Consider the following 12,186-nt stretch of genomic DNA (forward strand, 5'->3'; position numbering starts at 1 on the left):
TGCAGGCGTCTTCTTCGGCGGCCGGGTCTCCACCGCGCCGCTTGGCGGCGCCAAAGGCGGAAATCTTTCATCTCTTCCGTCTCCCTTCCCGTTTGTCCTTATACTTCATATTATGAGTCTCGGACAATTGCTAGAACGGAGCATTCGAGAGAAAGGAGAGGGATATCCACCGCAGCGGCCTGCCATTTTCCAACCAAAAATAAAGAGACCCGGCCGCACGCACAGGTCTCTTCCCTTTACAATCTTCAATTTTATTTTGTCAGAGAGTTATACCCAGGTCGGTTGAATCTGCACCTGGAACCGCGGCTTCGTCTCCTCGCTCCTCGAAGGAGCGTTCTTGGCCGTTTCCGGCTTGGACGCTTCTTCCTTGGCTTCCGCCGGACTTTCATCGAGCGTTACGCGCCAAATGTCCGCACCGAGGCCGGACAGCTTCTCGGCCAGATGCACATAGCCGCGGTCGATATGATGCGTGCCGCCGACTTCCGTCGTTCCCTCCGCAGCCAGACCGGCCAAAATCAGCGCCGCTCCCGCCCGCAGATCCGTAGCGCAGACCTTCGCTCCCGTCAGCCGGGCATTGCCGGTGACGATGGCGGAACGCCCTTCGATCTTGATTTCGGCGTTCATATGCTGGAATTCGTCCACATGCATGAAGCGATTCTCGAAGACGGTCTCCGTAATGACGCTCGTTCCTTCCGAGCGAAGCAGGAGCGCCATCATCTGGGACTGCATATCGGTAGGAAAGCCCGGATACGGCAAGGTCTTCACGTCAACGGCCTTGAGCGGCTTGTCGCCGATAACACGCACGCCGTTCTCATCCGGAATAATCGTCACGCCCATTTCTTCCAGCTTGGCGATAACCGGGCCGAGGTGATCGACGATGGCGCCTTCCACGTACACGTCGCCGCCGGTAATCGCCGCAGCCACCATGTACGTTCCCGCTTCAATCCGGTCCGGAATTACATGATGTCTGACGCCGTGCAGACGCTCCACCCCTTCAATGCGGATAACGCCCGTGCCCGCGCCGCGAACGACCGCGCCCATACTGTTGAGGTAATTGGCCAAATCGACTATCTCCGGCTCCTTCGCGGCATTCTCGATCGTCGTCACGCCTTCGGCCAGGGACGCGGCCATCATGATATTCTCGGTCGCGCCTACACTGGCAACGTCCAGATAGATCTTGGCCCCGCGCAGCCGGCCATTGCTCTTGGCTTCAATGTAACCCTGCCCCAGACTGATTTCGGCTCCAAGCGCTTCAAATCCCTTCAGATGCTGGTCAATGGGACGCGTTCCGATCGCGCAGCCGCCGGGGAGTGAAATACGTGTATGACCCAGCCGGGATAAAAGAGGTCCCATCACCAAAAAGGAAGCCCGCATTTTGCGCACCCACTCGTAAGGCGCTTCACAAGTCGAGAGATTTCGGGCATCCACCTGAATAATATCATTCTGATATGTAACTCCCGCCCCCAGTGACTCCAGTACTTTACTGATCGTTAACACATCATCTAGCGGAGGCGCGTCAACAATAACGCTGTCCCCTTCTTCTGCCAATAGAGAGGCGGCTATGATCGGTAGTACGGAGTTTTTCGCGCCGCTTACTTTTACACTCCCGGTCAATCTTTTGCCACCGCGGACGATAAATTTACTCATTTTTCATTTCCCTCCGCGTCCATTATTTTCTCTGACATTGATATCATTCTCCATATCCTTGCTTGTTTGAGTACAGTAACAGTTAATAATCCATTTGTAAAATGCTTCGATTTCCGCTGCTTGGCCCCGGATTTACGCGAGACGCTTCTTTAATTTAAGTTTTAACATAAAAAAATGTTATTATGCGGACCAACCTGTTCATTAAAACATATGGCGGATTTGAGCAGTATATCCCAGATAATCCAGCAGGAAACCCGCTACAAAATGTCCCAGCACGATAGCCAGCAGCAAATGCAGCAGCCGCCCTTGCGGGCTCTTGGGATATCTTATGATCAAATCCAGCTTAAGGTTCTGCAAGGCCCACCAGGATAATGCAACACACAGCAGCGACACAATCATCGACGTCAAACCACTAATTCCTATGGAGCCGGTAAGTTCGGCTGTCATGAGTTCATGCCCCCTTGGAAATCGACTCTTACATCATACTTGCGTAATGAAAAAGAATCCAGTACTTTTACAATTTTTTTGGCCAAAACTCTCCAGGAAAACGCTCTTAATTTTAATGTCCGCTTATAAGTTACAAAATGACATCATTTGTTAAACTATTGTCATCTTATTTTGCTGTGTATTCAAGAAAAAAGCAGCCCGGCGCTAGGCCAGACTGCTTCTCATTTTATTGTTGTCCTTTTTTGGCGGACACTTTAATCCGTGTAACCGCACGCTGCAGCGCAAGCTCGGCGCGGCGATGATCAATCTCGTCCTGCTTGCCTCGGGACTGCAAACGCCGCTGTGCGCGTTCTTTGGCCGCCTCGGCGCGTTCAAGATCAATATCGCTGGGCAGTTCGGCGCTCTCCGCCAGCACGGTCACTTTTTCCTTATTCACTTCAATAAAACCGCCATGAACGGCGACTGTAGTCGCACCGTTGTCCGATTTGATGATCATCGGCGCAACCTGAAGCGGAGTTACAAGCGGAATATGTCCCGACAAAATGCCCAGATCGCCTTCTGCCCCCCGTACGGTCAAGCTGTAGACCTGCTTGGCATATACGAGGTGATCCGGCGTGACAATTTCCAACAAAAAGGTGTTCACTGCGAATTCCTCCTTAACGCTTCAGGTTACAACGTTTTCGCCTTTTCAACAGCTTCCTCGATCGTGCCTACGAACAGGAATGCCGCTTCCGGAAGATCATCGTGCTTGCCTTCCAGAATTTCCTTGAAGCTGCGGACGGTTTCTTTGACAGGCACATAGGCGCCTTTGAAGCCGGTGAACTGCTCCGCCACATGGAAAGGCTGGGACAGGAAACGCTCTACCTTGCGGGCACGGGCCACGATCAGCTTATCTTCCTCGCTCAGCTCATCCATACCCAGGATAGCGATGATATCCTGAAGCTCGGTATAGCGCTGAAGCAGCTGCTTAACGCCCTGAGCCACATTGTAATGCTCTTCGCCCACGATTTCCGGATTCAGCATCCGCGAGCTGGACGCCAGCGGGTCAACCGCCGGGAAAATCCCTTTTTCGGAGATTTTACGCTCCAGGTTCGTTGTTGCGTCCAAGTGGGCAAACGCCGTTGCCGGAGCGGGGTCGGTGTAGTCATCCGCCGGAACGTAAATCGCTTGAATGGAAGTAACCGAGCCTTTTTTGGTAGAAGTGATTCGTTCCTGCAATTGGCCCATTTCCGTTGCCAGCGTAGGCTGGTAACCTACAGCGGACGGCATGCGGCCCAGCAGAGCGGATACCTCGGAGCCCGCTTGCGTGAAGCGGAAGATGTTATCGATAAAGAGAAGGGTATCGCGGCCTTCGACATCGCGGAAATATTCCGCCATCGTCAGCCCTGTCAGCGCTACGCGCAGACGCGCGCCCGGCGGTTCATTCATCTGTCCGAACACCATCGCCGTCTTCTTGATAACGCCGGAATCGGTCATTTCATGGTAAAGGTCATTACCTTCGCGTGTACGCTCGCCGACGCCCGCAAATACGGAAATCCCGCCGTGCTCCTGGGCGATGTTGTTGATCAGTTCCTGAATCGTTACCGTTTTGCCCACGCCCGCGCCGCCGAACAGACCGATCTTGCCGCCTTTGGCATAAGGGGCGAGCAGGTCGATAACCTTGATCCCGGTTTCCAGGATTTCCGCTTGTGTCGACAGCTCGTCGAACGTCGGCGCGATCCGGTGGATCGGGTTCTTTTGCGAAGCGCCGATTTCCGCTCCGTTGTCAATCGTATTGCCAAGCACGTTGAATACCCGGCCCAGCGTTACATCACCGACGGGAACCGAAATCGGGGCTCCCTGGTCTACCGCGTCCAACCCGCGAACAAGTCCGTCCGTGGAGGACATGGCAATACAGCGCACCAGATTGTCGCCGAGATGATTGGATACCTCGAGCGTCAGCTCCTGCAGGCGTCCTTGTCCTGCGTCGGCGCCGATCTTGATCGCATTGAAGATTTCGGGCAGTTGGCCGCGTTCAAATTCAATATCGACAACCGGACCCATAATGCTTACTACGCGTCCTACGTTCATCTATGTTTCCCTCCTTGAAAACTGTTACCCAAGAAAAAACGGCTACGCCGTCCTCACACTCGCAGGAGGAAGGCTTCCGTTTCTAAGTAAAAATATAAGGTTAAGGATAAGCGATCGGCCTATGCTCTCTTATATTTTAAGACTGCGCATTCGCACCCGCTACGATCTCGGTAATTTCCTGCGTAATTGCCGCCTGACGGGCACGGTTGTACGTAAGCGTCAGATTTCCGATCATTTTCGAGGCGTTCTTGGTCGCGCTGCCCATTGCCGTCATCTTGGCGCCCAGCTCGCTGGCTTTAGAGTCAAGAATGGCGCTGTAAATCAAAGTCTCCGCATATTTCGGCAGCAGAACCTCCAATACGCCATCCGGCGACGGCTCATATTCGTAGCCCGCCTTAAGCTCATGACTTCGGGGTTCTTCCGTCTGTCCTACTCCATCCATCGGCAGCAGCCGAACTACGGTCGGAATCTGGCTGATTGGATTGACGAACACGTTATAACAGATATAGATCTCGTCGAACACGCCTTCCTCAAATTGTCCCACCGCCGCATAAGCGATCGACTTGATGTCGGAGAAAGACGGGGTGTCGGACAGTTCGGTTACTTCCTCGACAATCGGATAATCGCGCCGGCGCAGGAAGTCCCGCCCTTTGCGGCCGATAACAAACAGGCCGTATTCATCCTTGGAGCTGTGGCGCTCCTGGATTAGCGTCGTCACTTTGCGCAAGACGTTGGCATTCGAGCCTCCGGTCAGGCCGCGGTCTGACGTGACCACAATATAGCCGGTCTTCTTGACGGGGCGGCTCACCAGCATGGGATGCTGGATTCCTTTGGTCCCGGCAGCGATATTCGACACAACTTCTTTCAGCTTCTGCGAATAGGGACGGGCCGCTTCCGCTTTCTCCTGCGCCTTTCTCAGCTTGGAGGCGGCGACCATTTCCATCGCTTTGGTGATTTGTCTGGTGTTCTGAACGCTCTTGATTTGACGTTTAATATCACGCATGCTTCTTGCCATGATTTCACCACCTCAAAACTTTTGCTGTGCAAAAGTTACTTCGTAAGCATAATCTTGCGCTTTGGCAAAGCCGAGCCCGGGAGAACTCCGCAAGCCCGGCCTGCTCCTGATTTTCGAATCAGCAGTTTGCGTCCAGGCTTAATCCTTAGCTTGTCGCAAAACCTTTTTTGAACTTCTCGATAGCCGCCTTCAGCGCCGTTTCGTTATCGGCCGTCAGGTCCTTGGTTTCCGTGATGGACGCAGCCACTTCCGGCGCATTGCTGTCCATATAGGAAAGGAATTCCTTCTCAAAGCGTTTTACGTCCTTGACCGGAATTTCATCCAGATATCCTTTGACCGCCGTATACAAACTGATAACCTGATGCTCAACGGAGAGAGGCTGATTGACACCCTGCTTCAGAATTTCCATCATCCGCGCGCCGCGGTTCAGACGGGCTTGAGTCGATTTGTCCAGATCGGAACCAAATTGGGCAAAAGCCTGCAGTTCGCGGTATTGGGCAAGGTCCAGACGGAGCGATCCGGCAACCTTCTTCATCGCCTTGATCTGCGCCGATCCCCCTACGCGGGATACGGAGATACCGACGTTAATCGCCGGACGCTGGCCGGAGTAGAACAGATCGGATTCCAGGAAAATCTGACCGTCGGTGATGGAGATTACGTTCGTAGGAATATAGGCCGATACATCGGAAGCCTGTGTTTCAATGAACGGCAGCGCAGTCAGAGAACCTCCGCCGAGCTCGTCGCTCAGCTTCGCGGCGCGTTCCAGCAGACGGGAATGGAGATAGAATACGTCGCCAGGGAACGCCTCGCGGCCTGGAGGACGGCGGAGCAGCAGAGACAGTTCGCGGTAAGCGGCGGCCTGCTTCGACAGGTCGTCATAAATAACCAGAACGTGCTCGCCCTTATACATGAAGTATTCGCCCATCGCGCAGCCCGCATATGGAGCGATGTACAGCAGCGGAGACGGCTCGGAAGCCGAAGCGGTAACGACGATCGTGTAGTCCAGCGCGCCGTGGCGGCGCAGAGTTTCGACAACCTGTGCTACTGTGGATTGTTTTTGTCCGATGGCAACGTAGATACATTTCATGCCGTTGCCCTTTTGGTTGATGATGGCGTCGATGGCGATAGCCGTTTTACCGGTCTGACGGTCGCCGATAATCAGCTCGCGCTGACCGCGGCCGATCGGAACCATGGAGTCAATCGCCTTGAGGCCGGTCTGCATCGGCTCATGCACCGATTTACGCTCGATAACGCCCGGAGCGTTGTTCTCGACAGGACGGAATTCCGTGGTCTCGATCGGTCCCTTGCCGTCCAGCGGCTGGCCGAGCGGATTAACGACACGACCAAGCAGAGCATCACCGACGGGAACCTGCATAATGCGGCCCGTACGCTTCACTTGGTCGCCTTCGCGGATTTCCGTATATTCACCAAGGATAACGACACCGACGTTGCTTTCCTCCAGATTGAGCGCCATGCCCACTACGCCGTTGGAGAACTCCAGCAGTTCGCCCGCCATCGCATTTTCCAGACCGTATACACGGGCGATCCCGTCGCCGACTTGAATAACAGTTCCGATTTCGGTGACTTCAATATCGGATTTATATTGTTCGATTTGACTTTTAATCAAAGTGCTGATTTCTTCAGGTCTGATGCTCAAGTACGCTCACCCCTATCTTCTGTGCTTATCGTTAAAGGATTTTTCCAGACGTTCCAGCTTGCCGGCAAGACTGCCGTCGTACAGCGTATCGCCGATGACCACTTTAAGTCCGCCCAGCAAGCTTTTGTCGATTATATTAGTAACGCGAATTTTGCGCCCGGACAAAGTGCCGAATTCTTCAGCGACAGCTTTCTTTTCCCGCTCGTCCAGTTCATACGTGGAATACACGGTAGCGTCGGCAAGACTCAGACTCTTGCCTTCGATCTTGACGTAGCTGTCCAGAAGGTCGGAGAGAATGTTCATTCTGCCGCGCTCTACGAGAAGTTTAAGGGTGTTGATGACAACCATAGACAGCTTGCCCTCAAGTGCTTGCTTGAGCACCGCCAGCTTGTCCTCCCCCGAAATTTTCGGAGTGCTGATGAATCTTTGAAGATCGGTATTGGAAGCCAGTGCGGAGACCAGGGCTTTCAGCTCTTCTTCCACTTCCAGCGTCTTCTTCTCTTCAACAGCCACCTCGAACAATGCCCTCGCGTATCTTTTGGCGACTACCGTATCCTGACTCATGATCTGCCCCCAACCTTTTTGAGGTACTGATCGACAAGTTCCTCCTGCGCGGCATCCGAGCCGACTTCCTTCTCAAGCAGCTTGGATGCGATTTTCACGGAAGCCGAACCGAGCTCGCTGCGCAGCGCCTCGACAGCTTTGTTCTTCTCGCTCTGAATGTCGCGAACGGCTTCTTCCTTGATTCGAGCCGCTTCCGCTTTGGCTTGATCAAGCAGTTGTTCGGTTTGCTTGCTGCTCGTCTGTCTGGATTGCTCGATAATGTCATAAGCTTCCTTGCGGGCATCCTGGAGAGCCTGCTTTTGTTCCTCTACATAAGCGACCGCCTGCTCCCGCGTCTGCGAAGCCTCATTAATTTGCTGCAATACCAGCTCGCGCCGTTTCTCCATCATGGAGAACAAAGGGCCGAACGCGTATTTGTTAAGCACGAAGTACAAGATCAGAAATGCAATCAGCGCCAGGACGAGCGATGAAGGTACGAAATGCATTTTAAGGTCACTCCTTTCCGATAACGTTAGTGATCTCACTAGATGGACGAGCCTCTAGTGCCAAAAAGAAAGCGCGGAGGGCCGTGGCCTTCCCCGCCAGATTATAAAGCTTAACTTAGGCACCTGCGCCTGAGTAGAAAATAAAGGCAAGAACGACGCCGATAATTGGCAGAACCTCTACCAGACCTACACCGATATACATCGTCGTTTGAAGCGTAGCTCTTGCTTCGGGCTGACGGGCGATTCCTTCCACCGTTTTACTGATAATCAGACCGTTACCGATACCGGCGCCAAGCGCGCCCAATCCTACCGCGATCGCTGCCGCGATATATGCCATTACTCCCATTTGAAAAATCCTCCTTAAAATTGTGTATTGTGGTTTAAGTTTTATTTGAAGACTGTTCGACCTTAAGGACGACAGCCCGAAACTAATGTTCTTCGTGGGTTTCAATTACTTGCGAAATGTAAACAAACGTCAAGATAGTGAATACAAACGCCTGAATGGAGCCGATGAAAATACTGAAGCCTTGCCACGCCATCAGCAGTGGAATGGAGACTATCCCTCCGATAATACCGGAAGATCCCAATGCGATGAGCACAGAAATCAAAACCTCACCCGCATAGATATTCGCGAATAGACGCATGCCCAGTGTCAGCAGCTTGGAGAGCTGCTCGATCAGATTTATGGGCAGAAAGAATATGTAAGGTTGCAAATAATGTTTGAAATATCCTTTCGTATTGCGCGTTATCCCCACAAAATGAACCAGTACAAAGACCATCGCGGATAAGCCCATGGTTACCGCAGGGTCAGCCGTCGGAGATTTCCACCAGCTTATACCTACTTCCACTTCTTCCCCTGGATGGCGTTCCTGAGCAGCATGAATCTTCTCCGTTACGGATACGATTTCTTGGCCAAAGATATGAGCCTTGCTAGCGTCATTGTACTCCGTTACGATATTGAACGGCAGTCCGAGCATATTTCCTACAAAGATGAACAAGATGAGCGTCGTCCCTAAAGACAGGAAGGGTTTGCCCTTCTTTAAATCCATCGTACTGGAGATCAGGCCTTGAACAAATTCAACAACCCATTCCATAAAATTCTGCATTTTACCGGGATTCTCTACAGACAGATTGCGTGTTGCCAAGCGGGCGATCAAAAAGACGATCATACAGGTAACGATCAGCATCAGCACAACCGACAGGTCAATGTCAAGTCCCCCAACATTAATAACCGGTGAATCATGTAACATGTTTCTCACCCCTTTCTCAGCAGCAAGATTCAATCTTCATTTAATACCATAACAAAACCTACGATAAATAGCACGAACTGGCCCGCCGCCAAACTTGCGCACACCGCGATGTCGTTAAAGTAATGCGGAAACTCCAGCGCGAGCACAATGGCAAGAATCGAAGTGGCAATTCTAAAACTAAATCCGAGAGTAACGCGTTTCTTGCTTCCTCCAGCAGCGGCAATTGAAATTTTGCGAACCTTGTAAGCCATGTGCAGTACATTGAGACAGCTGACGAAAGCACCGAGAACCACTCCGTGGAACACCGTTCGGCGATGAGGCATAATTTCGGCGATGATAAAACAAACCGCTATGATCCCCATAATAGTCATGATCATAAGCTTATTCATCTTGGAAGTCTCATTCATCGCTTTCCCCCGTCACCCTCTTAATAACGGCAATGATGCTTGCCGCTCCTGACAACATGCCGAAAAGAACGCCTAAACCGACCCAGAGCCCAGGGTTTCCCCACTTGCTCCCTAGCCAGTCTCCCAGAAGATAGCCTCCCAAGGTACAGCCGGCAAGATCGATTCCTATCGCACTGACAAGGCCCATGGCTCGAAACGATTTAACCGCATTTCGATCTCCTTTATTCGGTTGATCAGGCTGTTTCATAATACCCCACCCTTGGAATTCCAATTCATTTTACTGAATGCAACAAGAGTTTGTCAACGTGTCATAAACAGGGTCGAAATACAACTGAAAGTATGAAAAAAATCACAGCAAATCATTCCAAAACCATATAAACCGTACAGTTTAACTGTACACTTGTAAAAACCTTTTCACGGCTCGGCTATCTCAGACTTCAAATCAGCTTGTGAACATTCTGTGAAATTGATCGGGACGCTCTTGATTCACTCCAAAATGATGCAAAATTGCACCGACAATTCGCTTCGACGCTTTACCGTCTCCATACGGGTTGGCGGCCCGGCTCATAGACTGATAGAGGTTCTGATCAGTCAGCAATGCATGTGTCCTTTGATACACCTTCTCTTCTTCCGTACCCACCAGTTCCAGCGTCCCGGCCTCGATGCCTTCCGGGCGCTCCGTTGTGTCGCGCAGCACGAGAACAGGAACTCCAAAGGAGGGGGCTTCTTCCTGCAAGCCGCCGGAATCGGTCAAAATCAAGTGGGTATGCGGATAAAAATTGTGCAGGTCCACGACATCCAGCGGATCGATCAGCTTGATTCTCGGGTGCCCTCCCAAAATCTCGTACGCCGGTTCCTTGACCGCAGGACTCGGATGCACGGGATAGCAGATGGCGACATCTTCGAATTCATCAGCGATTCTTTTGACGGCACGGAAAATATGACGGTGCGGTTCGCCTTGGGATTCCCTGCGGTGCGCCGTCATCAGAACAAGTCTTTTTCCTGCTGCCCAATCCAGTACAGGATGCCGGTAACCCGGCTGTACGGTATATTGAAACACATCGGTTACCGTATTGCCTGTGATATAAACACTTGATTCTTTTTTGTTTTCATGTCTCAAGTTGCCCGCTGACCAGTCGGTCGGAGCGAAGTGCAGGTCGGCGAGCACGCCGGTCAATTGACGGTTCATTTCTTCAGGATACGGCGAGAGCTTGTTCCAGGTTCGTAGTCCCGCTTCCACATGCCCTACCTGAATCTGTTGCAAAAAGGAGGCATAGCTGGCAAGAAATGTTGTCAGTGTGTCTCCGTGAACAAGCACGAGATCCGGCTTCGCCTCGCGCAGCACAGGCTCCAGCCCTTCAAGAACCCGAATGGTAATTTCGTTCAGCGTCTGCCGATCCTTCATAACGTCCAGATCGTAATCGGGCACGATATTAAAGACCTCAAGCACCTGATCGAGCAGTTGCCGGTGCTGAGCCGTCACGCAAACGAGCGATTCGATATGCTCGGGATACTTTTGAAGCTCCAGAACCAGCGGCGCCATCTTGATCGCCTCGGGACGGACGCCGAAAATCGTCATAACTTTAATCTTGGACATAACCCGTATCCTTTCTTCCGCTGCTTTACGCTCTGTTATTTTGTTCCGTACAGCCGGTCTCCGGCATCGCCAAGACCCGGCACGATATAGCCGTGATCGTTCAGGTGGTCGTCAAGGGCGGCGACATAAATGTCCACATCGGGATGGGCTTCCTGAACGGCGGCAACGCCTTCGGGAGCGGCTATCAGATTCATCATCTTGATCTGGGTGCAGCCGCGGTTCTTGAGCGAAGTGATCGCCGCGATCGCGGAACCCCCGGTCGCCAGCATCGGATCGATGACAATCAGCTCGCGCTCCTGCACATCCGTCGGCAGCTTGATATAATACTCGACGGGCTGAAGCGTCTCCGGATCACGGAACAGGCCGACATGGCCCACCTTCGCCGCCGGAAGCAGCTTCAGAACGCCTTCAAGCATTCCAAGGCCAGCTCGCAGAATCGGGATAAGCCCCAGCATTCGGCCGGAGATGACCTTGCTTTCGGTTTCGGCAACCGGAGTCTGCACCGTAATTGTTTCCAAAGGAATATCCCGCGTAATTTCATAGGCCATCAAGGTGGCCACTTCGTCCACATGTTCCCTGAATTCCTTCGTATTGGTTCGCACATCGCGTATAAAAGTCAGCTTGTGCTGAATTAAAGGATGATCGCAAATCACCAATTTCCCCATTAACGTCCCTCCGGTAATTATGAGTCTTCTTAAATAGCCATAATGAGCGTTTGCTATTCCCTGCGGCTAAATCCTGTTTATTATATCACCACCATCGGCGCTTTTCACCTGTAAAAGGAGTAACCGCTCCGTTAAAACGCCTCCGCACATTGATTATCCCTTGTCAAGAGCATACTAAATAATTCCACATAAAACGAATGTTAATGCAGTTTCATGTTCACTTGCCAAGATAGATCCAACAGCCATGTCAATAGAGTTAACGATAGTTTCCCTTGTGAGAGTGGTTAGTGGCCCGCCATGCTTTTTCTACTGTAAATTGTTGAACACTCCCCTCCCTACGCTTAGACTTAGAGGAAGGAGATTCTTGGGTAGTCCCTTCTAC

The 12,186-nt window shown here is 52.1% G+C and carries 14 protein-coding genes; all 14 read right to left on the minus strand.

Annotation, left to right across the window (positions count from 1 at the left end):
• Positions 1–267: 267 nt before the first annotated feature.
• The 14 genes from murA to upp all read right to left on the minus strand — a co-directional run bounded on the left by murA (position 268) and on the right by upp (position 11,804).
• Positions 268–1,647 (minus strand): UDP-N-acetylglucosamine 1-carboxyvinyltransferase, encoded by a 1,380-nt coding sequence (murA, locus tag L692_RS0127045; RefSeq protein ID WP_025703093.1) that lies wholly within the window; start codon positions 1,645–1,647, stop codon positions 268–270.
• 201 nt (positions 1,648–1,848) lie between these two features.
• Positions 1,849–2,094, minus strand: a complete 246-nt coding sequence (locus L692_RS0127050) for a DUF1146 family protein (protein WP_025703095.1) — start codon at positions 2,092–2,094, stop codon at positions 1,849–1,851.
• A gap of 226 nt (positions 2,095–2,320) precedes the next feature.
• The gene (locus tag L692_RS0127055) at positions 2,321–2,737 is read right to left on the minus strand and encodes a F0F1 ATP synthase subunit epsilon (protein WP_025703097.1); all 417 of its coding nucleotides are present in this window, start codon (positions 2,735–2,737) and stop codon (positions 2,321–2,323) included.
• Positions 2,738–2,763: 26 nt separating this feature from the next.
• A complete protein-coding gene (atpD, locus tag L692_RS0127060) occupies positions 2,764–4,164 on the minus strand; it encodes a F0F1 ATP synthase subunit beta (protein WP_025703098.1) in 1,401 nt (466 codons plus the stop codon).
• Between the two features lie 136 nt (positions 4,165–4,300).
• Entirely contained in the window at positions 4,301–5,179 is an 879-nt protein-coding gene (atpG, locus tag L692_RS0127065; RefSeq protein ID WP_025703099.1) for an ATP synthase F1 subunit gamma, read from the minus strand.
• 145 nt (positions 5,180–5,324) lie between these two features.
• Positions 5,325–6,836, minus strand: a complete 1,512-nt coding sequence (gene atpA / locus L692_RS0127070; RefSeq protein WP_025703103.1) for a F0F1 ATP synthase subunit alpha — start codon at positions 6,834–6,836, stop codon at positions 5,325–5,327.
• 12 nt (positions 6,837–6,848) lie between these two features.
• Positions 6,849–7,400, minus strand: coding sequence for a F0F1 ATP synthase subunit delta (locus tag L692_RS0127075; RefSeq protein ID WP_025703104.1), 552 nt, complete (start codon positions 7,398–7,400; stop codon positions 6,849–6,851).
• Positions 7,397–7,885: a F0F1 ATP synthase subunit B gene (gene atpF, locus L692_RS0127080; protein ID WP_025703106.1), complete on the minus strand. Its 489-nt coding sequence runs from the start codon at positions 7,883–7,885 to the stop codon at positions 7,397–7,399. The genes L692_RS0127075 and atpF overlap by 4 nt, the downstream gene beginning before the upstream one ends.
• A gap of 115 nt (positions 7,886–8,000) precedes the next feature.
• Positions 8,001–8,231, minus strand: coding sequence for a F0F1 ATP synthase subunit C (gene atpE / locus L692_RS0127085; RefSeq protein ID WP_025703107.1), 231 nt, complete (start codon positions 8,229–8,231; stop codon positions 8,001–8,003).
• 82 nt (positions 8,232–8,313) lie between these two features.
• Positions 8,314–9,135 carry a F0F1 ATP synthase subunit A gene (gene atpB / locus L692_RS0127090; RefSeq protein WP_025703109.1) on the minus strand — a complete coding sequence of 274 codons (822 nt, stop codon included), beginning with the start codon at positions 9,133–9,135 and terminating at the stop codon, positions 8,314–8,316.
• 29 nt (positions 9,136–9,164) lie between these two features.
• The gene (locus L692_RS0127095) at positions 9,165–9,542 is read right to left on the minus strand and encodes an ATP synthase subunit I (protein WP_025703111.1); all 378 of its coding nucleotides are present in this window, start codon (positions 9,540–9,542) and stop codon (positions 9,165–9,167) included.
• Positions 9,535–9,789, minus strand: coding sequence for an AtpZ/AtpI family protein (locus L692_RS0127100; RefSeq protein ID WP_025703113.1), 255 nt, complete (start codon positions 9,787–9,789; stop codon positions 9,535–9,537). The genes L692_RS0127095 and L692_RS0127100 overlap by 8 nt, the downstream gene beginning before the upstream one ends.
• A gap of 195 nt (positions 9,790–9,984) precedes the next feature.
• Positions 9,985–11,139 (minus strand): non-hydrolyzing UDP-N-acetylglucosamine 2-epimerase, encoded by a 1,155-nt coding sequence (gene wecB / locus L692_RS0127105; protein ID WP_025703114.1) that lies wholly within the window; start codon positions 11,137–11,139, stop codon positions 9,985–9,987.
• A 35-nt stretch (positions 11,140–11,174) separates the two neighbouring features.
• The gene (gene upp / locus L692_RS0127110; protein WP_025688634.1) at positions 11,175–11,804 is read right to left on the minus strand and encodes a uracil phosphoribosyltransferase; all 630 of its coding nucleotides are present in this window, start codon (positions 11,802–11,804) and stop codon (positions 11,175–11,177) included.
• Positions 11,805–12,186: the final 382 nt, after the last annotated feature.

The sequence above is a fragment of the Paenibacillus forsythiae T98 genome (assembly GCF_000520735.1).
Taxonomy (GTDB): domain Bacteria; phylum Bacillota; class Bacilli; order Paenibacillales; family Paenibacillaceae; genus Paenibacillus_AQ; species Paenibacillus_AQ forsythiae.

Bases quoted from the DNA above. Each gene is read 5' to 3' on its own strand.
- murA (WP_025703093.1), bottom strand. From the start codon at position 1,647: ATGAGTAAATTTATCGTCCGCGGTGGCAAAAGATTGACCGGGAGTGTA.
- L692_RS0127050 (WP_025703095.1), bottom strand. From the start codon at position 2,094: ATGACAGCCGAACTTACCGGCTCCATAGGAATTAGTGGTTTGACGTCG.
- atpD (WP_025703098.1), bottom strand. From the start codon at position 4,164: ATGAACGTAGGACGCGTAGTAAGCATTATGGGTCCGGTTGTCGATATT.
- atpG (WP_025703099.1), bottom strand. From the start codon at position 5,179: ATGGCAAGAAGCATGCGTGATATTAAACGTCAAATCAAGAGCGTTCAG.
- L692_RS0127075 (WP_025703104.1), bottom strand. From the start codon at position 7,400: ATGAGTCAGGATACGGTAGTCGCCAAAAGATACGCGAGGGCATTGTTC.
- atpF (WP_025703106.1), bottom strand. From the start codon at position 7,885: ATGCATTTCGTACCTTCATCGCTCGTCCTGGCGCTGATTGCATTTCTG.
- atpE (WP_025703107.1), bottom strand. From the start codon at position 8,231: ATGGGAGTAATGGCATATATCGCGGCAGCGATCGCGGTAGGATTGGGC.
- atpB (WP_025703109.1), bottom strand. From the start codon at position 9,135: ATGTTACATGATTCACCGGTTATTAATGTTGGGGGACTTGACATTGAC.
- L692_RS0127095 (WP_025703111.1), bottom strand. From the start codon at position 9,542: ATGAATGAGACTTCCAAGATGAATAAGCTTATGATCATGACTATTATG.
- L692_RS0127100 (WP_025703113.1), bottom strand. From the start codon at position 9,789: ATGAAACAGCCTGATCAACCGAATAAAGGAGATCGAAATGCGGTTAAA.
- wecB (WP_025703114.1), bottom strand. From the start codon at position 11,139: ATGTCCAAGATTAAAGTTATGACGATTTTCGGCGTCCGTCCCGAGGCG.
- upp (WP_025688634.1), bottom strand. From the start codon at position 11,804: ATGGGGAAATTGGTGATTTGCGATCATCCTTTAATTCAGCACAAGCTG.